Raw genomic sequence first — 21671 nt, 5'->3', positions numbered from 1 at the left:
GAATGACGTAGTGAGCAGTACCGCGCTGGACAGTTTCCTCGACAAGTGGCGCAGCCGCTGGCCGGAATGGTCGGTGGCCGCCCCGTTCGTGGCCGAATCGCAACGCGAGCTTGCAGTGGCGTGGTTCGCGCTGCTGCAGGAATTCGACGACATGCTCAACACCAGTGGCGACCCGATGCCAGCCGATGCCAAGCTGGCCTGGTGGGGCGAGGAGCTGCGCAGCTGGGCTGCGCACCGGTCGCGTCACCCGTTGGGCCGCCTGCTGGAGCCAGTGCGTGCGCCGTGGGCGCAGCTGGCCGAGGCGCTGCCGGATCTGGTTGAAGCGCGCACCGTCGCACTGGATGCGGCCAGCGCCGAGCGCGCGTTGGCCAACTACGCCGACGCGGTTGCCACGGTGGAAGCGGCGCTGTTCAACGACAGGCCGCGCACCGGCGCCGGTCGCGCGGTGCAGCTGCAGACCCTGGCCCAGCGCCTGCAGGATGCCGGCGTGGCCGGTGTGCCGCGCAGCCTGTTGGATGAGGATTCCAGCACGGCCGCGCAGCGCTGGGCGCAGTACCTGTTGAAGGGGTGGGGCAGCCGCGTATCCGGTCCGCGCCCGCGCCGTATCTGGTCCAGCCTGGCCCGCGCCCGCGTGGCCGCGCAGGCTGCAGGCAAGCCGATTGAAGCGACACCGGTGCGCACCTTGCTGCGCGTGTGGTGGGCCGCCCGCGGTTGATTCAACTGCCTGGTAGTGCCGGCCGCTGGCCGGCAGCTCGGGCACTGCAGAATTCATGCGGTTGCCGGCCAGCGGCCGGCACTACCGCCCTCTGGCGTCTCAGAACGTCCTGGCCTCATTCATTGCAGCGCGCAGTACCTCGCGGTCCAACGCGATTTCACTTCGCGCATCCACTGCATCGACGATGCCCATCCACGCCGTGTAGATCTGCTCGCGTTCCTCGGTTTCGATGAAGCCGCTGCGGCGGTCCAGTGCGTTGAAGCCCTCGGTGTAGGCGCGGCCGATCTGCGCCAGGGCTGCGGTCAGTTCCGCGGCATCGCCGCCGCCGGTGTCCAGCTTCAGGGCATCGGTGCAGGCGTTGCGATACAGCGCGGCTGCCTTTTTCGCCTGCGCAGTACTGATATGCGTGCCGCCCTCCCAGTCGCGGAAGGGATTGTCGAGGTTGGCGGCCAGCCATTCGGGCTTGCGCAGTTGTCCTACGTCCAGATCCAGGCCTTTCGCCACCTCGCCCTTGTACGCCTTGCGGATGGCAGTGCCGAGCGCGGCCGGCAGGCTGTGCAGCCACAGCCGGCAGAGGCTGGGCCAGCACTCCGGTGCGGGAAACACGGCGTCCTCCGCTGGAAATACATCGCTGGCGCTGAGCGTATGCAGCTGCCGTAGATCGCCCAGGTGCTGCAGGCCCTGCAGCACGCAGGGGGGCGCCGGCGATTCGCAGCGCCCGCAGCTGCGGGAAACGCGCGGCGATGCGGCTGGCATCCACCTCGCGCACCTCGCGCAACTGTAGTTCGCCCAGCTGCGGCAGACCGGACCACGGCAGGCCGGCGTCGCTGCTGATCACGGTCAGCCAGCGTCCGTCGTCCTCGCCGTGGATGACCAGGTCGGGGCTGATCGAACCCTGCAGGGTGAGCCGGGACAGACTGGCATTGAGGTGCAGGCTGCGCAGGCCGGTGACATCAATGACCAGTTGCAGCAGCCCGGTACCGCGCAGGTCCAGCGCGGGTGCGTACTGGCCGCTGATCTCCAGGGAATGGATCAGCGGCCGCGTGCGCAGCCACGGCAGCAGGTCGGGCACCGGTTCGGCGATATCCAGCCGGGTGAGCAGGGGCAGGGCATCAAACAGGGCCAGCGAAGGCGCCAGGTTCATGGCCTGGCCATCCAGCCGCGTGGCACTGCGGCGTACCGGGTACTGGCCGCGTTCCGGCAGCACCGTGTGGTTTTCGGGCGCGCGCGCGGCGGTCTTGAAGGCCTGCACGGCCGCCGCGTCCTGCGCATTCCAATGGCGTTGCCGTTCCACTTCCGAGCCGTCCGGCCAGGTGCCGTAGCTGTCGGGTGCGCTGCCGACCAGCGGCGCGCGCCAGCCCATATGCTGGAAATCGCGCGGCACGCGCCTGCCCACCCACAGATGGTCCAGGGCGTTGTCCTGGTGCAGGTAGTCGAAGCGCGCGGGCTGCATCGCCGCCACGGCGGCCGGGTCGGGCAGGGTGGTGCCGGTCCAGTCCAGGGTCAGGATGGCGAAGCCGCCTTCGCGATCGTCCTGATGGGTCAGCTGGTAGGCGACGAACGCCTGCAGGCGTGCGTTGTGGACAGTGTAGATATCACCCGGGGCGGGCATGCAACGTTCCTTGTTTCCTTGTCCGCCGGGAATGGCCCGGCGCTACCGAGCGCGTTGACCGGCGAGCGCCGGGCCATGCCCGGCGAAACCACACGCGCGTTACTTCCGCTCCAGTACCAGCAGCGGGTCGATGCGGGTGTCGAACCAGTTCATGCCCCAGTGCAGGTGCGGGCCGGTGGCGCGGCCGGTGGCGCCGACCGCCGCAATCACCTGGCCCTGCTCGACACGGTCACCCACCTTCACGTCGATGCGCGACAGGTGCAGGAAGTTGGAACTGACCCCGAACCCGTGGTCGAGCAGCAGCGTGCCGCCGGTCAGGTACAGGTCCGGGCCGGCGAAGGTGACGATGCCGGCGGCCGGTGCCTTCACCGGAGTGCCGGTCGGCACCGCGATATCCATGCCGGAATGGCCGGCACCGGGCTGGCCGTTGTACACGCGCGCATTGCCGAAGCGGCCGCTGATGCGGCCCTGCACCGGCCAGATGAAGGTCTGGGTGAAGTCGGTGCGGTCATCATCGCGGGCACGCGCGGCGGTCACCTGCGCCTGTTCGCGCTTGATCCGTTCGGCAATGGCCGGCGGCGGATTGACCGTCTTCGGGGGCACGCCGTTGACGCGCTCGGTGGGCCAGTCGCGCGGGGTCACGGTGATGGTGGCGGTCTCGCTGCCACCGTCGGGGCGTTGCACCTGTACGCGCAGCGGACCCTTTTCGTCGCGGCCGATGCCGAACACCACGCTGCCGTAGCTGCTCACCCGCAGCTGGCGGCCGGCGTACTGCACGCGGCTGCCGGCGGGCACCTTGCCGATCACCAGCGCGCCCTGCGACGCGCTGGCCGGGAATACCACGCGGCTGTCGATCAGGCTGCCGATGCCATCCTGGGCCTGCGCCGCCGGTACGCTGAGCAGGGGCGCGGCCAACAGCAGCGCCCCGATCATCAGAGCCGGACGCATCAGCGGTCGTAGGTCATGCGCTGGCCAGCGGGCTGGCCCACCAGCGTGCTGCCGTCCCACACCAGCTGGCCGTTGACCCAGGTCGAGGCCACGCGCGAACGGAAGGTGGTGCCTTCAAACGGCGACCAACCACACTTGGAAAGTACGTCCTCGCGCTTGACGGTGAACGGCACGTCTTCCACCAGCACCAGGTCGGCGAAGTAGCCTTCGCGCAGGAAGCCGCGCTCTTCCACGTCGAACAGCTGTGCCGGCGCGTGTGCGAATTTCTGCACCACCTGTTCGCGGGTCAGCTTGCCTTCGTGCACGCGCTCCAACGCGGCCACCAGTGCGTACTGCACCAGCGGCAGACCCGACGGCGCCTGCGCGTAGGGCTTCTGCTTCTCTTCCCAGGTGTGCGGCGCGTGGTCGGTGGCCAGCACGTCCAGCACGTCGTCGGCCAGCGCGGCGGTGATCGCTTCGCGGTCGGACACTTCCTTGATCGCCGGGTTGCATTTGATCAGGTTGCCCTTGGTCGCGTAATCCGGGCGCGCGAAGTGCAGGAAGTGCACGCAGGTCTCGGCGGTGATCTGCTTGCGGCTGCCGTCGGCACGGATCAGCGGGCCCTTCTCGAACAGCGCCAGCTCATCGGCGGTGGAGATGTGCAGCACGTGCAGGCGGGTGCCGTGCTTGCGCGCCAGCGACATCGCCAGGCGGGTGGACTTGATGCAGGCCTCGCGCGAGCGGATGTCCGGGTGCATGTCCGGGGTCAGCGCGTCGCCGTACTTTTCCTGGAAGGCCTTCAGGTTGGCATCGATCATCGGCGTGTCTTCGCAGTGCGTGATGATCGGGGTCGGGCATTCGCGGAAGATCGCATCCAGCGTTTCCGGGTTGTCGACCAGCATGTTGCCGGTGGAGGCACCCATGAACACCTTCACGCCCGGGGCCTTCTTCGGGTCCAGGGCGCGGATCGCGTCCAGGTTGTCATTGCTGGCACCGTGGTAGAAGCCGTAGTTGGCCCAGGCGCGGCCGCGCGCGAGCTCGTACTTGGCCTCCAGGATGGTCGAATCCAGCGTCGGCGGGTTGGTGTTGGGCATGTCCATGAAGCTGGTCAGGCCACCGGCCACGGCCGCCGCCGACTCGCTGGCGATGTCGCCCTTGTGGGTCAGGCCCGGTTCGCGGAAGTGCACCTGGTCATCGATCATGCCGGGCAGCAGCCAGCGTCCGGCCGCGTCCACCACCTGCTCGCCGTCGCGCGGCGCCAGCCCACTGCCGATCTGCGCGATGCGGCCGTTCTCGATGCGTAGGTCGCCGTCGAAGGTGCGGCCTTCGTTGACCATGCGGGCGTTGGTGATGAGGGTGGAGGACATGTCAGTGTTTTCCTGTGCAACGGCAAGAGGGGGCGTTGGGAGACTCGGGCACGGGGTCGAAGCCGCCGGGATGGAACGGGTGGCAGCGACCGAGCCGGCGCGCAGCCAGCCAGCTGCCGCGCAGCGGTCCGTGCCGCGAGATGGCTTCCATCGCGTATTCAGAACAGCTCGGCACGAAACGGCAGCGTGGCCCCAGCAAGGGGCTGATGAAGCGCTTGTAGAAGCGCAGCAGGGCGATGAGCAGGCGCGAGATCACCCAGTCATCTTATGCCAGTTGGCATGAAGGCCGCATTTGTGCAGGATGGGCCGTTGGTCGCATGTCGCCGATGGCCTGCGACCGGTACCAGCACTCTCGGGTGCTGGCCAGGTTCCGTACCGCGCAAGGCGGTCCGTGTTCGTCGGACCGCCCCTTGGCTGGCTTGGCTCCAGGACTGAATGGAGCAGGGTCGCTGAGGTTGCTGCTGCGGGTCGGGTAGGCTATAAAGGCCCGCTTTCCCGGGCCCCGGGGAATCCAAGGAAGAGCGTTTCGTGGCTGCTAAAAAAACTGCAAAGAAGGCCGCAACGGCCGCCAAGAAAACCGCCAAGCCTGTTGTGAAGAAGTTGGCGGCAAAGCCCGTTGCCAGGAAACCGGCCAGCAAGCCGGCGACCAAGGCAGCGTCCTCGCAACCGGCGGCCAGGAAGGCCACCGCAAAGAAAACGCCGGTCAAGGCAACCAAGCCGGTGGCGAAGAAGGCCGCTGCGCCCGCCAAGGCCAAGCCTGCCGCTGCCAGCAAGAAGGCGCCGGTGGTGAAGAAAACCGCCAGCAAGGCCGCGCCGGTGAAGAAGGCCGCCGCCAAGCCGGTGGCGAAGAAGGCAGCAGCCAAGCCGGCGCCGAAGGCGGTGGTGAAGAAGGCTGCAGCCAAGCCGGTCGCCAAGCCCGCGGCAAAGAAGGTCGCTGCAGCTAAACCGGTTGCCACGCCTGCCGCTGTAAAGAAGGTTGCCAAGAATGTTGCCGCGCCGGCCGTCAAGCCGACCCCGGTCCCAGTAGTGAAGTCCGCACCGAAGCCAGCTGCCAAGCCGGCTCCGGCCAAGCCTGTCCCGGCCAAGACCGTGGCAGTGGCAGCAGCCCAGCCGGCCTCCAAGCCGGCCCCGGCCGCCGCTCCTGCCGCTTCGAAGGCCCCGCAATCCAAGAATCCCGTGCCCGTTTCGAAATCGCCTGCCAAAACCGCCGTGAAATCCGATTCCGCCCCGAAGACCGTGTCGCGCCCTGTCGGCAAGGTTGCCGTGGCCGTCGCCGCCCGCTCGGCGGCACCGGCCCCGCGCAGCAAGTACAAGGTGGTCGAGTACAAGACCGACGAGGCCACCGGCCGCCCGATCCTGCCGGCTGGCTACAAGCCGTCCTCGGAAGAGGAATACATGAGCTCGCTGCAGCAGGAGTACTTCCGCCAGCGCCTGCAGAACTGGCGTGCGGACCTGGTGGAAGAGTCCAAGCAGACCATCGAGAACCTGCGCGAGGAAGTGCGTGACATCGGCGACGAAGCCGAGCGTGCGACCCGCGAGACCGAGAACTCGCTGGAACTGCGTACCCGCGACCGCTACCGCAAGCTGATCGGCAAGATCGACAGCACCCTCAAGCGCCTGGAAGCAGGTGACTACGGCTACTGCGTCGACACCGGCGAAGAAATCGGCCTGGAGCGCCTGGAAGCGCGCCTGACCGCCGAGCGCACCATCGACGCCCAGGAGCGTTGGGAGCATCTGCAGAAGCAGCAGGGCGACTGATTCCCGGTTGTTATCTGGTCATGCGAAAAACCCGGCCTCGGCCGGGTTTTTTGTTGGGTTCGAGTTGGCTGTGTAGAGCAGCGCCTTCGGGGTATCGGGTGGAGCCTGCGGGTGGGTCCGGGCAGGACACGCTGCAAGTACATCCCTGCAAGCTCGGCCGCGGCATCCATGCCGCGGACGGTCCTGCCCGGACCCACCCGCAGGCTCTCGACGGTTTCCTGCTCGCGCGGTTGCTGTAAAGCCGGGCCCACGCTCGGCTCAGGCCGAAGCCGGAGGGCAAGGAAGAGCAAAAGCAAAAGCAAAAGCAAAAGCAGCCAAGCATGGCTTGGCTCTATCAGGAACGGTCGTGCGTGTGCTCGCGGCTGTTGGGACCGCCTTGTAGCGAGCCGAGCACCGCAGGGGAATCAGGGGCGAAGAGGTGCCGCTGTTTGAGCGCAGCGAGTTCGGCGCCGTCCCCTGATTCACCGAGGAGCACAGGGCACCGGTGCGCAGCACCGGCTCGTAGATGGCGGCGCGTTTCTTTGGTTACTTTCTTTGCGCGCGCAAAGAAAGTGACAAACCCATTCATCTAGGGAAAGTGACGAGGCCAGTCAAACGCCTGGCGCCGCCGAACGCGCTCTCCGCGGGGTCATTGCAGATCACGCAAATTCAGTTTCCGCAGCGTCGGGTTCTTCCACGCCGTGATCCCGGCCACGCTCAGCACCGCGAACCCACCCAGCACCACTGCCGGTACCAGACCGAGCAGCTTGGCCATCGTGCCGGCATAGAACGCGCCCAGCTCGTTGGACGAACTGATGAAGATGCCGTTGATCGACGACACGCGACCGCGCATCTCTTCCGGCGTGGCCAGCTGCAGGATGGTCGAGCGGATCACCACCGAGACGCCGTCGAAGGCCCCGTAGAACAGCAGGATCAGCGCCGACAGCCAGAAGTGCTGCGACAGGCCGAAGCTGATCACGCACAGGCCGAACCCGGCCACCGCGAACAGCAGTACGCGGCCGGCATTGCGGTGCAGTGGGTGGCGGGCCAGCCACAGGCCTACGCACACCGAACCCAGCGCCGGCATCGCGCGCAGGATGCCCAGGCCTTCCGGGCCGTGGTGCAGGATTTCGTGCAGGAACGCAGGCAGCATCGCCACCACGCCGCCCAGCAGCACCGAGAACATGTCCAGCGCCATGGCACCGACCATGATCCGGTTGCCGACCACGAAGCGCGCACCCTCGGCGATGCTCTTGAAGATCGGTGCAGCTGGACCGGTGTGCACAGGCTCTTCCACTTTCAGCGTGGCCAGGCAGGCCATCGCCACCAGTGCGAAGCCGGTAGCCACGGCATAGGACAGGCCCTTGCCGCCGAAGCCGACCAGCACGCCGCCCAGCGCTGGGCCGGCGACCATGCCGGCCTGGAACACCACTGCGCCGAGCCCGGCACCGCGCGCGAACTGATCGCGCGCCAGCACGCGGGCGAACAGTGCGTTGTAGATCGGCGACAGGAACGCACGGACCATGCCGGTCAGGGCGATGGCCGCATAGATCGGCCATACCCCTTCAAACGGCAGCCAACCCGTGGCAACGCCGGTCAGCACCAGCGCCGTGGCGATCAGCCCGGAACAGGCCACCATGCCCAGCCGGCGCCGTGGCAGGTGATCGACCAGATAGCCAGCGAACGGGGCCACGCAGAAGAACGGCAGCACCTCGGCCAGGCCCACCAGGCCCAGCGAGAACGGATTGCGGGTGACTTCGTAGATGTGCCAGCCGACGGTGACCGCAACCACCTGGTAGGACAGCATCGCGAAGATGCGGTAGGCCAGCAGCTTGGCGAAACCGGGCCGGGACAGCAGGCCCAGCGCGGTGTCTTCGGCTGTGGCAGGCTCGCTCACGACGGGTCGCGCTGCAGCTGGGCCTGCGCGGTCTCGCGGATGAACGCCAGCATCGCCGCCACGCCGTTGCTGCGGGTGGGTGAGAGGTGACGGGCCAGGCCGATGTCCTGGATGTAGCTGGGCTCGGTATCCAGGATCTCCTGCGCCGAGCGCCCGGAGTACACGCGCAGGGCCAGGAAGATCAGGCCGGAAACGATGGCCGAATCACTGATGGCGTGGAAGCGCAGTGACTGCGCGTTGCCTTCCGGCACGATCCAGACCATCGACTGGCAGCCCAGCAGACGGTGCTCTTCGGTCTTCCATTCGTCCGGGAAGGCGGGCAGCTTGCGGCCGAGGTCGATCAGGTACTGGTAGCGCTCGGACCAGTCGCCGAAGAAGCCGAATTCCTCGGCGATGGCGGTCTGGGCCTCGGCGGCGGTGGGTTCAAGCGGGAACGGGGAGTCGGTCACAACAGTCTCTACAGTGGGGGCGTGGCCGGCAGGCCGGCCACGGGGCAGGGCGGGTCAGCCGCGCTTGCGCGACCAGCGAACGCCCTGCGGAGTGTCGTCCAGCACGATGCCTTCGGCGGCCAGCTGGTCGCGGATGGCGTCGGCACGGGCAAAGTCACGCGCCTTCTTGGCCGCAGCGCGCTCGTCGATCAGGCCCTGGATGCGCGAATCGTCACCATCATCGCCGGCGGCGGTACCGAACCACTGCGCCGGATCGGCCTGCAGCAGGCCCAGTGCCAGGCCCGCACCGAGCAGCTCGCCCTTCAGGCGCGCCTGTTCGGCCGGATCGGTGGCACGACGCGCGTCGGCGGCAATGCGGGCCACTTCGGCCAGCGCCTGCGGGGTGTTCAGGTCGTCATCCAGGGTCGCCTCGACGGTGGCCGGGATCACCGCGCTGGCTTCGATCGACGCCAGTTCCCGCAGGGTGCCGTACAGGCGGTCCAGGGTGCGCACCGACTGCTCGATCAGGCCATCGGACCAGTCCAGCGGCTGCCGGTAATGGGCCGACAGCAGGGCCAGGCGCAGTGCCTCCGGCGGATGCTGGCGCACCAGGTCATGCACGCGCTCGATGTTGCCCAGCGACTTGCTCATCTTGGCGCCGCCGAAGTTGAGCATGCCGTTGTGCAGCCAGTAGCGGGCGAAGATCCTGCCGCCGTGCGCGCATTCGCTCTGCGCGATCTCGTTCTCGTGGTGCGGGAACTGCAGGTCGACGCCGCCGGCATGGATGTCGATGGTCTCGCCCAGATGGGCGGCGGCCATCGCCGAGCATTCGATGTGCCAGCCCGGGCGGCCACGGCCCCAGGGCGATTCCCAGCCGGGCAGGTCGTCGGTGGACGGCTTCCACAGCACGAAATCGCCCGGATCGCGCTTGTAGGGGGCGACATCGACGCGGGCGCCGGCCAGCATCTCTTCCGGGTCACGGCGCGAGAGCTTGCCGTAGCCGTCGAAGCTGGCCACCGCGAACAGCACGTGGCCCTCGGCGGCATAGGCATGGCAGTTGGCGATCAGCTGCTCGATCATGGTGATGATCTGCGGCATGTGCGCGGTCACCTCCGGCTCGATGTCCGGCGGCACCACGCCCAGCGCGGCCATGTCTTCACGGTAGGCGGCGGCGAACTTGTCGGTGATGGTGCTGATCGGCACCCCCTGCTCGCGCGCGGCGGTGTTGATCTTGTCGTCCACGTCGGTGATGTTGCGGGCGTAGCGCAGTGCGCCGAAACGCCGCCGCAGCAGGTCGGCCAGCACCCCGAACACCACCGGGCCACGGGCGTTGCCGATGTGCACGTAGTTGTAGACCGTGGGGCCGCACACATACAGGGTCGGACAGGCCGGATCGAGCGGGGTGAACGGTTCGAGCTGGCGAGTCAGGTTGTTGTGCAGGCGCAGGGTCATGGGGGTGTGGCTGGGGGACAAGCCTGTGATTTTAGAACGTGTCGGCCCCCTTTGGGTGCACCGGTTGCCACCGGTGGACGCCGGCTTCACCCAAGGTGGGGTGGGCAGGAGCGGCGTGGACGGGTAATGTTCAGCCCCTTGCGCTCGTCACTGCCTACACTATTGCCGTGTCCTTGCTCCCGTCGCCACTGAAATCCACCGTGTTGCTGACCCTGGCCTGCCTGTCGGCGACGGCTGCCGTGGCCCAGGCGCAGGACGCCGAGCCGCGCAACCGTGTGGTGATCGTCGAGAACGTGAAGTTCGACTATGCGCAGGTGCTGAACGTCGAGCCGGTGTTCCAGACCCTGCGCGCGACCCGCACCGAGGAGCACTGCGAGCCGATCTCGACCCGTACCCTGGCCCCTGTCAACGTGACCGGCGAAGAGCCTGTCGAGGACAAGGGCCGGATCGGCCGCTTCTGGGATTCGGTGCGCTCGATGTTCAAGCGCAGTGACGAGGAGATCCCTGAGGAGGCCGCGACCGAGACGCCGACCCCGGCGCCGGCCAACAATGGCCCGATGCTGACCCGTGACTGCCGCATCGTGCCGGTCGGGCGTGAATTCCGCCGCCCCATCGCCTACGACGTGGACTACGTCTACAAGGGCACCAAGTACCGCTCGCGGCTGCCGGAAGACCCCGGCAACCGGCTCAAGATCCGGGTCTCGATCACCCCCTGGGTCGGCCCCGAGCAGGGCGCAGCCGGCAATCCCTGATTCTGCGACCCCGGCCCCTTGCGCCGGCTCCGGCCGCATGCAAAGATTGTCGGCCATGAAGCTCACCGACTTCCAGCACGACAGCAGCGCAGCCCGACAGGCGTCGGGCATGACCTCGCGTGCGCGTCGACCGGAACCCCACATCCTCGCTGGGTAACCGGAGCTTTTTGCTGTTCGTCCGAAAAAAACCCAGCCCGCCGGCTGGGTTTTTTCGTTTCCGCGTTCTGAAAGCTGCAACTGCAACCTTTTCGATCCACCTTTGGTTCCTGCTTTTCCCTTCCACTGCGTCGAACCCGGCGCCGCCACGCAAGGAAAGATGATGTCCCCCAAGCACTTCCTGAACACCCAGGACTGGAGCCGCAGCGAACTTGACGCGCTGCTGACCCAGGCCGCGCTGTTCAAGCGCAACAAGCTCGGCGACCAGCTCAAGGGCAAGTCGATCGCGCTGGTGTTCTTCAACCCGTCCATGCGCACCCGCACCAGCTTCGAACTGGGCGCGTTCCAGCTCGGTGCCCACGCGGTGGTGCTGCAGCCGGGCAAGGATGCGTGGCCGATCGAGTTCAACCTCGGTACGGTGATGGACGGCGACACCGAAGAGCACATCGCTGAAGTGGCCAAGGTGCTGGGCCGTTACTGCGACATCATCGCCGTGCGTGCGTTCCCCAAGTTCATCGACTGGGCCTACGACCGCCAGGACATCGTCCTCAACAGCTTCGCCAGGTATTCGCCGGTGCCGGTCATCAACATGGAGACCATCACCCATCCGTGCCAGGAGCTGGCCCACGTCATGGCCCTGCAGGAGCACTTCGGCACCCAGGACCTGCGCGGCAAGAAGTACGTGCTGACCTGGACCTACCACCCCAAGCCGTTGAACACTGCGGTGGCCAACTCGGCGCTGACCATCGCCACCCGCATGGGCATGGACGTGACCCTGCTGTGCCCGACCGCCGACTACATCCTCGATGACCGCTACATGGGCTGGGCCGAGCAGAACGTGGCCGAGAGCGGCGGTTCGCTGAAGATCAGCCATGACATCGACAGCGCCTACGCCGGCGCCGACGTGGTCTACGCCAAGAGCTGGGGCGCGCTGCCGTTCTTCGGCAACTGGGAGCCGGAAAAGCCGATCCGCGACCAGTTCAAGCACTTCATCGTGGACGAGCGGAAGATGGCGCTGACCAACAACGGTGTGTTCAGCCACTGCCTGCCGCTGCGCCGCAACGTGAAGGCGACCGACGCGGTGATGGATTCGCCGCAGTGCATCGCCATCAACGAAGCCGAGAACCGCCTGCACGTGCAGAAGGCGATCATGGCCGCGGTTGCCGGGCGCTGATTCCCAAGCATTGAAACAATCCGCCGGGCATGGCCTGGCGCTACCCCACCTGATTGGACATTACCCCCATGAGCAACAAAGACGTCGTTCTCGCCTTCTCCGGCGGCCTGGATACCAGCTTCTGCGTGCCGTACCTGCAGGAGCGTGGCTACAACGTGCACACCGTGTTCGCCGACACCGGCGGCGTGGATGATGAAGAGCGCGATTTCATCGAGAAGCGCGCCGCCGAACTGGGCGTGGCCAGCCATGTCACCGTCAACGGTGGCCCGGCCATCTGGGAAGGCTTCGTCAAGCCGTTCGTGTGGGCTGGCGAGGGCTACCAGGGCCAGTACCCGCTGCTGGTGTCCGACCGTTACCTGATCGTTGATGCCGCGCTGAAGCGTGCCGCCGAACTGGGCACCAACATCATCGCCCACGGCTGCACCGGCATGGGCAACGACCAGGTCCGCTTCGACCTGGCCGTGAAGGCGCTGGGTGACTACCAGATCATCGCGCCGATCCGCGAAATCCAGAAGGAGCACACCCAGACCCGCGCCTACGAGCAGAAGTACCTGGAAGAGCGCGGCTTCGGCGTGCGCGCCAAGCAGCAGGCCTACACCATCAACGAGAACCTGCTGGGCCTGACCATGTCCGGCGGCGAGATCGACCGTTGGGAAGCCCCGGGCGAAGGCGCCCGTGGCTGGTGCGCGCCGCGCAGCGAGTGGCCGGAACAGGCCCTGACCGTCACCCTGAAGTTTGTCGAAGGCGAAGCCGTCGAACTGAACGGCAAGGCGCTGCCGGGTGACCAGATCCTGGCCCAGCTCAACAAGCTGTTCGCCCCGTACGGCGTTGGCCGCGGCGTGTACACTGGCGACACCGTGATCGGCCTGAAGGGCCGCATCGTGTTCGAGGCCCCGGGCCTGGTTTCGCTGCTGGCCGCACACCGCGCGCTGGAAGATGCGGTGCTGACCAAGCAGCAGAACCGCTTCAAGCCGGACGTGGCGCGCAAGTGGGTGGAGCTGGTGTACGAAGGCTTCTACCACGACCCGCTGAAGACCGACATCGAAGCCTTCCTGAAGTCCTCGCAGGCCAAGGTGAACGGCGAAGTGGTGCTGGAAACACGTGGTGGCCGTGTTGATGCAGTGGCGGTGAAGTCGCCGCACCTGCTCAACACCAAGGGCGCCACCTACGCGCAGTCGGCCGACTGGGGCGTGGAGGAGGCGGAGGGCTTCATCAAGCTGTTCGGCATGAGCTCGACGCTTTACGCGCAAGTCAATCGCTGAGCGATTGAATTGCGCGCGCGTCTCCCGCGCATTCCGCCTTAACCCTGCGCCGTTGGCGCGCCCCCTTCAACAAGAAGGGGGCTCTCCACCAGACGCATCACGGTAGCGCCGGGCCATGCCCGGCGGAATTCCACAGGATCTTTGTTTCATGCTTGAACAGACGCTCGATCACCTGCAGGCGCTGGTGTCCTTCGACACCCGCAACCCGCCGCGTGCGATCACCACCGGTGGCATCTTCGATTACCTGCGCGCGAACCTGCCCGGGTTCAACGTCGAGGTGATCGACCACGGTGCAGGTGCAGTCAGCCTGTACGCCGTGCGCGGGACGCCGAAGTACCTGTTCAACGTGCATCTGGATACCGTGCCGGACTCGCCGCACTGGAGTGCCGACCCGCACGTGATGCGCCGCCTGGACGACCGCGTGGTCGGCCTGGGCGTGTGTGACATCAAGGGCGCGGCCGCTGCACTGCTGGCTGCGGCCAATGCCAGCGATGGCGATGCCGCGTTCCTGTTCTCCAGCGATGAAGAAGCCAACGACCCGCGCTGCATCGCTGCGTTCCTGGCCCGTGGCCTGCCGTATGAAGCGGTACTGGTGGCCGAACCGACCATGAGCGAAGCGGTGCTCGCGCATCGTGGCATCAGTTCGGTGCTGATGCAGTTCGCCGGCCGCGCCGGGCACGCCTCGGGCAAGCAGGATGCGGCCGCCAGCGCGCTGCACCAGGCCATGCGCTGGGGTAGCCGCGCGCTGGACCATGTGGAATCGCTGGCCTCGGCACGTTTCGGTGGGTTGACCGGCCTGCGCTTCAACATCGGCCGCGTCGAAGGCGGGATCAAGGCCAACATGATCGCACCGGCTGCCGAAGTACGGTTCGGGTTCCGCCCGCTGCCGTCGATGGACATTGATGGCCTGCTGGCGACCTTCGCCGGTTTCGCCGAACCGGAAGCTGCCGTGTTCACTGAAACGTTCCGTGGTCCCAGCCTGCCGGCCGGCGACATTGCCGAAGCCGAAAACCGCCGCCTGCTGGCGCGCGACGTGGCCGATGCGCTGGACCTGCCGATCGGCAACGCGGTGGATTTCTGGACCGAAGCCTCGCTGTTCTCCGCCGCCGGTTACACCACCCTGGTGTTCGGCCCGGGTGACATCGCCCAGGCCCACACCGCCGATGAGTTCGTGACGCTGGACCAGCTGCAGCGCTACACCGACGCCGTGCAGCGCATCATCGCCGCCGGCGCCTGATTCTTCCCTTTCCGACGAAACCGAAATGTCTCCTGCCCTCCAGCCCCACCGCCAGACCCGCCAGACCATCGTGCGCCTGCTTTCCAGCATGGCCAGCGCGAAGGAGATCAGCCAGTACCTCAAGCGCTTTTCGCAGCTGGATGCCAAGCGCTTCGCCGTGGTCAAGGTCGGCGGCGCGGTGCTGCGCGATGACCTCGACGCGCTGACCTCCTCGCTGTCGTTCCTGCAGGAAGTCGGCCTGACCCCGATCGTGCTGCACGGCGCCGGCCCGCAGCTGGATGCCGAGCTGTCGGCGGCCGGCATCGACAAGCAGACCGTGAACGGCCTGCGCGTGACCTCGCCGGAAGCGCTGGCGATCGTGCGCCGGGTGTTCCAGCAGTCCAACCTGCGGCTGGTCGAAGCCCTGCAGCAGAACGGCGCGCGTGCCACCTCGATCACCGGCGGCGTGTTCGAGGCCGAGTACCTGGACGTGGACACCTACGGCCTGGTCGGCGAAGTGAAGAAGGTCAACCTGGCACCGATCGAGGCCAGCCTGCGTGCCGGCTCGATTCCGGTCATCACCAGCCTGGGCGAGACCGCCGGTGGCCAGATCCTCAACGTCAACGCCGACTTCGCCGCCAACGAGCTGGTGCAGGAACTGCAGCCGTACAAGATCATCTTCCTGACCGGCACCGGTGGCCTGCTGGATGAGCAGGGCAACGTGATCGATTCGATCAACCTGTCCACCGAGTATGACCACCTGATCGCGCAGCCGTGGATCCACGGCGGCATGAAGGTGAAGATCGAACAGATCAAGGATCTGCTCGACCGCCTGCCGCTGGAATCGTCGGTGTCGATCACCCGCCCGGCCGACCTGGCCAAGGAACTGTTCACCCACAAGGGCTCGGGCACGCTGGTGCGCAAGGGCGAAAAGGTGCTGCGCGCCACTGCCTGGAACGAACTGGACCTGCCGCGCCTGAAGGGCCTGATCGAATCCAGCTTCGGCCGCACCCTGGTACCGGAGTACTTCGAAAAGACGAAGCTGCTGCGTGCCTATGTCAGCGAGAACTACCGCACCGCGGTGATACTCACTGACGAAGCCGAAGGCGTGTACTTGGACAAGTTCGCCGTGCTCGACGACGCACAGGGCGAAGGCCTCGGTCGTGCGGTCTGGAACGTGATGCTGGAGGAAACCCCGCAGCTGTTCTGGCGCTCGCGCCATGGCAACCCGATCAATCACTTCTACTACGCCGAGTCCGATGGCTGCTACAAGCAGGATCAGTGGAAGGTGTTCTGGTTCGGTGCCGATGGCATCGATCGCATCCGCACCTATGTCGACCACTGCGCCAAGCGCACACCAAGCCTGCAGGGCTGAGCGATGAGCAACCCCGACGCCTGGAGTTCGGTACCCACCCTGCGCGGCCAGCACGTGATGCTGCAGCCGCTGCAGATGGAACATGTGCCGGGCCTGCGCGCTGCGCTGGACGGCAGCGGGCTGGACCAGCTCTGGTACACGCAGGTGCCGTCGCCGGAGCGGGCCGAGGCCTATGTGCAGGCCGCGCTGCAGGCGCAGGCCGAAGGCAAGGTGCTTCCATTCGTGATCCGCGATGCTGCCGGTGAGATCATCGGCAGCACGCGCTTCTACGATATGGATGCCGGCGTGCCGAAACTCAGCCTCGGCTACACCTGGTACACGCCGCGCGTGCATCGCACCGGTGCCAATACCGAAGCCAAGCTGTTGTTGCTGCAGCACGCCTTCGAAACGATGGGCTGCATCAGCGTGGTGCTGGAAACCAGCTGGTTCAACGCCACTTCGCGTACCGCCATTGCCCGCCTCGGCGCCAAGCAGGATGGCGTGCTGCGCAACCACAAGCGGCATGCCGATGGCACGCCGCGCGACACCGTCATCTTTTCCATCATCGATGCGGAATGGCAGGGCGTGAAGCGCCACCTGCAGTACCGCCTGGACAGTCACGCATGAACGATTCGACTTTCACCCTGGGCATCGTCGGTGCCCGCGGCCATACCGGCGCCGAGCTGATCAAGCTGGTGGCAGCCCATCCACGCCTGAAACTGGCCTTCGTGTCCTCGCGCGAGCGCGCCGGGCAGCGCCTGTCCGATCACCATCCGGAATTCCAGGGTGACCTGCAGTACGAGAACCTGGACGCCGACGCGGTGGCCGCCAAGGGCGTGGATGCGGTGATCCTCGCCCTCCCCAATGGCCTGGCCGCACCGTTCGTGGCCGCGCTTGAAACCGCGAAACCGGACACCGTCATCGTCGACCTCTCGGCCGACTACCGCTTCGACAGCAGCTGGTACTACGGCCTGCCGGAGCTGACCCGCGGCCGCTACAACGGTCAGAAGCACATCAGCAACCCGGGCTGCTATGCCACGGCGATGCAGCTGGCGGTGCAGCCGCTGCTGGACCTGCTGGCCGGTCCGCCGCAGTGCTTCGGTGTCTCCGGCTACTCCGGCGCCGGTACCACGCCGTCGGACAAGAACAACGTCGAACTGCTGGCCGACAACCTGATGCCGTATGCGCTGACCAACCACGTGCATGAGCGCGAGGTGTCGGTGCAGTTGGGCGTGGCGGTTGAGTTCATGCCCCACGTCGCGCCGCATTTCCGTGGCATCACGCTCACCGCCAACCTGTGGCTGAACCGCGTGCAGACCCGCGAGCAGATCATCGAGCGCTTCCAGCAGGCCTATGCCGGCGAACCCCTGATCGAAGTGATGGATGAAGCGCCGTGGGTCAGCCGCATCGCCGGCCGCCACGGTGCCCAGGTCGGTGGCTTCACCCTGGCCCCGGGCGGCAAGCGGGTGGTGGTGGTGGCGACCCTGGACAACCTGCTGAAGGGCGCGGCCACCCAGGCCATGCAGAACCTCAACCTCGCGCTGGGCATCGACGAACTGACGTCGATCCCGCACTGATCCCGCCTTCCGGAGCCCCCATGGCAGACCTTCTTTGGCAGAAGCCCGGCGTCGCTGTCGACGCCCAGATCCAGACCTTCCTCGCCGGCGACGACGTGATCCTCGATCGCGAGTTCTTCCTGCATGACATCGCCGCCAGCGCAGCGCATGCGCAGGGCCTGCAGCACATCGGCATCCTCGGCGCCGATGAGCTGGCCGGCCTGCTGCGCGAGCTGGAGGTGCTGGCGCAGGACTTCCGCGAAGGCCGCTTCGTGCTCGATGCCCAGTACGAGGATGGTCACTCGGCGATCGAAGCGCGCCTGACCGAACGGCTCGGCGATGCCGGTCGCAAGATCCACACCGGCCGCAGCCGCAACGACCAGATCCTGGTGGCCACCCGTCTGTGGCTGAAAGAGAAGCTGCAGCGCGTGGCCCAGCTCAGTGCCGAAGTGGCCAAGGTCGCGCTGGACCGTGCGCAGGCCGAGAAGGACCTGCCGATTCCCGGCTACACCCACATCCAGCGCGCCGTGGTGTCCTCGGCCGGCATGTGGTGGGCGGGCTGGGCCGAGGGCTTCATCGACAACGCCGTCCGTGCCCGCGACACCCATGCGCTGGTCGACGCAAATCCGCTCGGCACGGCTGCCGGCTACGGCGTGAACCTGCCGCTGGACCGCGAACACACCACGGCTGCACTCGGCTTCGCGCGCATGCAGATCTCGCCGATCTACGCGCAGCTGTCGCGTGGCAAGTTCGAACTGGCCGCGCTGGAAGCGCTCGGTGGCGCCACGCTGGACCTGCGCCGCATCGCCTGGGACCTGTCGCTGTTCACCAGTGCCGAGTTCGGTTTCGTCGCGCTGCCGGCGCAGTACACCACCGGCAGCTCGATCATGCCCAACAAGCGCAACCCGGACGTGATCGAGCTGATGCGCGCGACCCACGCCAGCGTGGCCGCTGCACGTACCGAGATCGAGCAGCTGCTGTCGCTGCCGTCGGGCTACCATCGCGACCTGCAGTCGTCCAAGGGCGCCATCTTCCACGGCTTCGGCCGCGGTCTGGCTGCGCTGGAACTGCTGCCGGCGTTGCTGGCCAACCTGGAATGGCGTGACGACAAGCTCCGCGCGGCGATTGATTCAGGCATGTATGCCACCGACGTTGCCGTGGAAGCGGCCGTGGCCGGCGTGCCGTTCCGCGAGGCCTACAAGGCCGCTGCGGCCGGTGCGGACAGTGCAGGGCAGGGGCGCACGCCGGAAGGCAGCCTGGCCGCCCGTGTGTCGCCGGGTTCGGCCGCCGACCTGCGCCTGGATGAACTGCGCGCGCGCTGGCAGGCGCTGGCCTGATGGCGACCACCGTCTATCTGGTGCTGGCCATGCGCCGGCCCGATTTCAATGCCGCCGCCGTGCAGCCGCACCGTGACTTCCTCGATGCGTTGCAGGCGCAGGGCAAGCTGCAGCTGACCGGCGGCTTCGCCGATGGCAGCGGTGGCGCCTACGTCCTGTGCAACGTGGACAGCCTGGCGCAGGCACAGGCCATCGTTGCCACCGATCCGCTGGTGACGATGCAGGCCTCTGACCTGACCGTGCACGAATGGAACACCCGCTGAGACCCTGACCGATGACCCTGCACGCTGCCAACGCCGCTTCGCCGTTCCCGCAACAGGCGCTGCCACCGTGGCGGCGTGCGGTGCTGAAGGTCGGCAGCAGCCTGCTGGCGGCCGATGGTGGCGGACTGTCGCCACGTCATGCGCTGGGCCTGGCGCAGTTCGTCTCGGCCAACGTACTGGCCGGGCGCGAAGTGGTGATCGTGTCATCCGGCGCAGTGGCGGCCGGGCGCGCGATCCTGCCGCGCGCCGATGAGCCGGGCGCAGCGATGGCGGCGCGGCAGGCCTTGGCGGCCCTTGGCCAGGCCCAGCTGATCGGCCTCTGGCAGCGCTTCTTCGAGCGCCCGGTGGCGCAGGTTCTGCTGACCCATGACGACCTGCGCAACCGTCGCCGTTACCTCAACGCCCGCGCCACCCTCAACGAACTGCTGCGGCTGGGCGCGTTGCCGGTAGTCAACGAGAACGACACCGTGTCGGTGGACGAGCTCAAGCTCGGTGACAACGATAATCTGGCGGCGACGGTGGCGGCGCTGGTCGATGCCGATGCGCTGTTCATCGCCACCGACATCGATGGCCTGTACAGCGCCGACCCGCGCACCGTGGCCGATGCAAGGCCGCTGCACGATGTTGCGGAATTGAATGATGAAGTGCTGGCGATGGCGGGGGGGGCGGGATCACGTGCCGGTACCGGTGGCATGCGCACCAAGCTGGAAGCGGCGGCCAAGGCGGGCCGCCTCGGCATCGAGACCTACCTGTTCAATGGACGCAGTGGGGAGGTGGTGCGCGCGCTGGCACAGGATCGCCTGTTCGGCACCCGCATCCACGCCGCGCGCAGCCGCGAGGCCGCGCGCAAACACTGGCTGCGGCACGCACCGCTGGCCGAAGGCGCGATCCTGGTCGATGCCGGTGCTGCACAGGCGATGCGCGAGAAGGGCGCTTCGCTGTTGCCTGGCGGCATCACTGGTGCGGAAGGGACGTTCCGCCGTGGCGACATGGTGCAGGTGTGCTGGGACGCATCGCAGGGGCGCGTGTGCATCGCCCGCGGTGTCAGCCAGTACGCGGCCGACGACGTGCGCCGCATTGCTGGCCGCCATTCGCGCGACATCCAGGCCGTGCTCGGCTACAACTACGGCGGCAGCGTCGTCCATCGTGACGACCTGGTGCTGCCATGACCGCATTGAAGGACATTCCGATGAGCGACATCGAAGCGCAGGCGCGGGCCTGCCGTGACGCGGCCCAGGTGGTCGCCGGTCTCGACAGTGACGCCCGGCGCGCGCTGCTGCTGGCGATGGCACAGGCACTGGAGGTGAACGCCGGGCTGATCCTGGCCGGCAACGCGCGCGACCTTGCCGCTGCACGCGGGAAAGGCGTGGGCAGCGCCATGCTTGATCGGCTGGCACTGGATCCGCCGCGCCTGTTCGCGATGGCCGAGGCCGTGCGCGAAGTGGCCGGATTGCCAGATCCGGTCGGCCAGGTGACCCGCGATGACGTGCGCCCGAACGGGATCCGAGTGCAGAAGGTGCGCGTGCCGCTGGGCGTGATCGCGATGATCTACGAGGCGCGCCCGAACGTGACCGCCGAAGCCGCTGCGCTGTGCCTGAAGGCTGGCAATGGCGTGATCCTGCGTGGCGGCTCCGAAGCGATCCATTCCAACACCGCCATCGCGCAGGCGCTGGCGGGAGCACTCAAGGCCAACGGCGTGGCACCGGCCGCAGTGACGGTGCTGACCGACCTGCGCCGCGAGGCGATGCTGGAACTGCTGCAGCTGCACGAGCTGATCGACCTTGCGATTCCGCGTGGTGGCGAAGGCCTGATCCGTTTCGTCGCCGAACACGCACGGGTGCCGGTGATCAAGCACTACAAGGGCGTCTGCCACCTGTTCGTGGATGCCAGTGCCGACCTTGGCAAGGCTCTCGATCTGCTGGTGGATGGCAAGTGCAGTCGTCCTGCAGCCTGCAATTCGCTGGAGACGTTGCTGGTGCACCGTGACGTCGCCGGGTCGTTCCTGCCGCGCGTGGCGAAGGCGTTGGGCGAGCGCGGCGTGCAGCTGCGTGCCGATGCGGGTGCGCAGTCCCTGCTGCCGGGCAGCACGCTGGCCACCGAAGACGACTACGCCGCCGAGTTTCTCGACCTGGTACTGGCGGTGCGCGTGGTGGACGATCTCGATGCGGCCATCGCGCACATCCGTGCCTACACCTCCGACCATACCGAAGTGATCGCCACTGAAGATGCCGGTCAAGCCGAACGCTTCGTCAACGCGCTGCGCTCGGCGGTGGTGATGGTGAATGCCTCATCGCGCTTTTCCGATGGCGGCCAGCTCGGCCTGGGCAGCGAGATCGGCATTTCCACCACACGGCTGCATGCCTACGGCCCGATGGGACTGGAAGCGCTCACCGTCGAGCGCTTCGTGGTGCGTGGCGAAGGGCAGACGCGCAAGTAGATCCACCCCATGCGTGGATGCTCTTCGCG

20 protein-coding genes are annotated in these 21671 nt (G+C 67.1%); 13 read left to right on the top strand and 7 right to left on the bottom strand.

Going from position 1 to position 21671, the window contains the following annotated elements:
• The first annotated feature begins 10 nt into the window (after positions 1-10).
• A complete protein-coding gene (locus tag EZ304_RS04565) occupies positions 11-715 on the top strand; it encodes a squalene/phytoene synthase family protein (RefSeq protein ID WP_134528709.1) in 705 nt (234 codons plus the stop codon).
• A 99-nt stretch (positions 716-814) separates the two neighbouring features.
• On the opposite strand, the gene EZ304_RS04560 is transcribed toward EZ304_RS04565, so the two are convergent.
• The 4 genes from EZ304_RS04560 to yidD form a co-directional block, all read right to left on the bottom strand.
• Positions 815-1471 (bottom strand): hypothetical protein, encoded by a 657-nt coding sequence (locus EZ304_RS04560; protein ID WP_142806407.1) that lies wholly within the window; start codon positions 1469-1471, stop codon positions 815-817.
• Between the two features lie 955 nt (positions 1472-2426).
• On the bottom strand, positions 2427-3275 hold the full coding sequence (locus tag EZ304_RS04555; RefSeq protein WP_185959215.1) for a M23 family metallopeptidase: 849 nt from the start codon (positions 3273-3275) through the stop codon (positions 2427-2429).
• Complete coding sequence (locus tag EZ304_RS04550; protein WP_142806405.1) at positions 3275-4621, bottom strand: dihydroorotase; 1347 nt, start codon at positions 4619-4621, stop codon at positions 3275-3277. The genes EZ304_RS04555 and EZ304_RS04550 overlap by 1 nt, the downstream gene beginning before the upstream one ends.
• 1 nt (position 4622) lies before the next feature.
• Positions 4623-4877 (bottom strand): membrane protein insertion efficiency factor YidD, encoded by a 255-nt coding sequence (gene yidD / locus EZ304_RS04545; RefSeq protein WP_005414016.1) that lies wholly within the window; start codon positions 4875-4877, stop codon positions 4623-4625.
• Between the two features lie 272 nt (positions 4878-5149).
• Here yidD and dksA point away from each other — a divergent pair, with 272 nt between their 5' ends.
• Entirely contained in the window at positions 5150-6379 is a 1230-nt protein-coding gene (gene dksA / locus EZ304_RS04540) for an RNA polymerase-binding protein DksA (RefSeq protein WP_142806404.1), read from the top strand.
• Between the two features lie 628 nt (positions 6380-7007).
• On the opposite strand, the gene EZ304_RS04535 is transcribed toward dksA, so the two are convergent.
• Genes EZ304_RS04535 through cysS form a run of 3 tightly spaced genes read right to left on the bottom strand, consistent with a single transcriptional unit; the run spans position 7008 to position 10135 of the window.
• Positions 7008-8255: an MFS transporter gene (locus EZ304_RS04535; protein ID WP_099551871.1), complete on the bottom strand. Its 1248-nt coding sequence runs from the start codon at positions 8253-8255 to the stop codon at positions 7008-7010.
• Positions 8252-8704 carry a SufE family protein gene (locus EZ304_RS04530; protein WP_005410372.1) on the bottom strand — a complete coding sequence of 151 codons (453 nt, stop codon included), beginning with the start codon at positions 8702-8704 and terminating at the stop codon, positions 8252-8254. The genes EZ304_RS04535 and EZ304_RS04530 overlap by 4 nt, the downstream gene beginning before the upstream one ends.
• Before the next feature lie 54 nt (positions 8705-8758).
• Positions 8759-10135: a cysteine--tRNA ligase gene (cysS, locus tag EZ304_RS04525; protein WP_142806403.1), complete on the bottom strand. Its 1377-nt coding sequence runs from the start codon at positions 10133-10135 to the stop codon at positions 8759-8761.
• Between the two features lie 188 nt (positions 10136-10323).
• On the opposite strand from cysS, the gene EZ304_RS04520 reads away from it, so the two are divergent.
• The 11 genes from EZ304_RS04520 (at position 10324) to EZ304_RS04470 (ending at position 21642) form a co-directional block, all read left to right on the top strand.
• Positions 10324-10887: a hypothetical protein gene (locus tag EZ304_RS04520; RefSeq protein WP_185959240.1), complete on the top strand. Its 564-nt coding sequence runs from the start codon at positions 10324-10326 to the stop codon at positions 10885-10887.
• A gap of 319 nt (positions 10888-11206) precedes the next feature.
• The gene (locus EZ304_RS04515; protein WP_099551868.1) at positions 11207-12217 is read left to right on the top strand and encodes an N-acetylornithine carbamoyltransferase; all 1011 of its coding nucleotides are present in this window, start codon (positions 11207-11209) and stop codon (positions 12215-12217) included.
• Between the two features lie 68 nt (positions 12218-12285).
• Positions 12286-13479 (top strand): argininosuccinate synthase, encoded by a 1194-nt coding sequence (locus tag EZ304_RS04510; RefSeq protein WP_010486639.1) that lies wholly within the window; start codon positions 12286-12288, stop codon positions 13477-13479.
• A 148-nt stretch (positions 13480-13627) separates the two neighbouring features.
• Positions 13628-14716: an acetylornithine deacetylase gene (locus tag EZ304_RS04505; protein WP_142806402.1), complete on the top strand. Its 1089-nt coding sequence runs from the start codon at positions 13628-13630 to the stop codon at positions 14714-14716.
• Positions 14717-14741: 25 nt separating this feature from the next.
• Complete coding sequence (locus EZ304_RS04500) at positions 14742-16070, top strand: acetylglutamate kinase (protein ID WP_142806401.1); 1329 nt, start codon at positions 14742-14744, stop codon at positions 16068-16070.
• A 3-nt stretch (positions 16071-16073) separates the two neighbouring features.
• Positions 16074-16676, top strand: a complete 603-nt coding sequence (locus EZ304_RS04495; protein WP_142806400.1) for a GNAT family N-acetyltransferase — start codon at positions 16074-16076, stop codon at positions 16674-16676.
• Positions 16673-17626, top strand: coding sequence for an N-acetyl-gamma-glutamyl-phosphate reductase (gene argC / locus EZ304_RS04490; RefSeq protein WP_099551864.1), 954 nt, complete (start codon positions 16673-16675; stop codon positions 17624-17626). The genes EZ304_RS04495 and argC overlap by 4 nt, the downstream gene beginning before the upstream one ends.
• 20 nt (positions 17627-17646) lie before the next feature.
• Positions 17647-18942 (top strand): argininosuccinate lyase, encoded by a 1296-nt coding sequence (gene argH, locus EZ304_RS04485; RefSeq protein ID WP_142806399.1) that lies wholly within the window; start codon positions 17647-17649, stop codon positions 18940-18942.
• Positions 18942-19205: a YciI family protein gene (locus EZ304_RS04480; RefSeq protein ID WP_099551862.1), complete on the top strand. Its 264-nt coding sequence runs from the start codon at positions 18942-18944 to the stop codon at positions 19203-19205. The genes argH and EZ304_RS04480 overlap by 1 nt, the downstream gene beginning before the upstream one ends.
• Before the next feature lie 11 nt (positions 19206-19216).
• Positions 19217-20374 carry a glutamate 5-kinase gene (gene proB / locus EZ304_RS04475; protein WP_099551861.1) on the top strand — a complete coding sequence of 386 codons (1158 nt, stop codon included), beginning with the start codon at positions 19217-19219 and terminating at the stop codon, positions 20372-20374.
• Positions 20371-21642, top strand: coding sequence for a glutamate-5-semialdehyde dehydrogenase (locus EZ304_RS04470; RefSeq protein ID WP_099551860.1), 1272 nt, complete (start codon positions 20371-20373; stop codon positions 21640-21642). The genes proB and EZ304_RS04470 overlap by 4 nt, the downstream gene beginning before the upstream one ends.
• The last annotated feature ends 29 nt before the right edge of the window (positions 21643-21671 follow it).

It is taken from the genome of Stenotrophomonas maltophilia (assembly GCF_006974125.1).
GTDB classification, from domain to species: domain Bacteria; phylum Pseudomonadota; class Gammaproteobacteria; order Xanthomonadales; family Xanthomonadaceae; genus Stenotrophomonas; species Stenotrophomonas maltophilia_O.
The sequence above is the reverse complement of the archived record's forward strand: the minus strand, read 5'-3'. Positions and strand labels throughout refer to the sequence as shown.

Excerpts from the sequence above, each read along its gene's own strand:
- EZ304_RS04495 (WP_142806400.1), top strand. The coding sequence starts at position 16,074 with ATGAGCAACCCCGACGCCTGGAGTTCGGTACCCACCCTGCGCGGCCAG.
- EZ304_RS04505 (WP_142806402.1), top strand. The coding sequence starts at position 13,628 with ATGCTTGAACAGACGCTCGATCACCTGCAGGCGCTGGTGTCCTTCGAC.
- cysS (WP_142806403.1), bottom strand. The coding sequence starts at position 10,135 with ATGACCCTGCGCCTGCACAACAACCTGACTCGCCAGCTCGAACCGTTC.
- EZ304_RS04510 (WP_010486639.1), top strand. The coding sequence starts at position 12,286 with ATGAGCAACAAAGACGTCGTTCTCGCCTTCTCCGGCGGCCTGGATACC.
- argH (WP_142806399.1), top strand. The coding sequence starts at position 17,647 with ATGGCAGACCTTCTTTGGCAGAAGCCCGGCGTCGCTGTCGACGCCCAG.
- proB (WP_099551861.1), top strand. The coding sequence starts at position 19,217 with ATGACCCTGCACGCTGCCAACGCCGCTTCGCCGTTCCCGCAACAGGCG.
- argC (WP_099551864.1), top strand. The coding sequence starts at position 16,673 with ATGAACGATTCGACTTTCACCCTGGGCATCGTCGGTGCCCGCGGCCAT.
- EZ304_RS04470 (WP_099551860.1), top strand. The coding sequence starts at position 20,371 with ATGACCGCATTGAAGGACATTCCGATGAGCGACATCGAAGCGCAGGCG.
- EZ304_RS04560 (WP_142806407.1), bottom strand. The coding sequence starts at position 1,471 with ATGCCAGCCGCATCGCCGCGCGTTTCCCGCAGCTGCGGGCGCTGCGAA.
- EZ304_RS04550 (WP_142806405.1), bottom strand. The coding sequence starts at position 4,621 with ATGTCCTCCACCCTCATCACCAACGCCCGCATGGTCAACGAAGGCCGC.
- EZ304_RS04480 (WP_099551862.1), top strand. The coding sequence starts at position 18,942 with ATGGCGACCACCGTCTATCTGGTGCTGGCCATGCGCCGGCCCGATTTC.
- EZ304_RS04500 (WP_142806401.1), top strand. The coding sequence starts at position 14,742 with ATGTCTCCTGCCCTCCAGCCCCACCGCCAGACCCGCCAGACCATCGTG.
- EZ304_RS04515 (WP_099551868.1), top strand. The coding sequence starts at position 11,207 with ATGTCCCCCAAGCACTTCCTGAACACCCAGGACTGGAGCCGCAGCGAA.
- EZ304_RS04555 (WP_185959215.1), bottom strand. The coding sequence starts at position 3,275 with ATGCGTCCGGCTCTGATGATCGGGGCGCTGCTGTTGGCCGCGCCCCTG.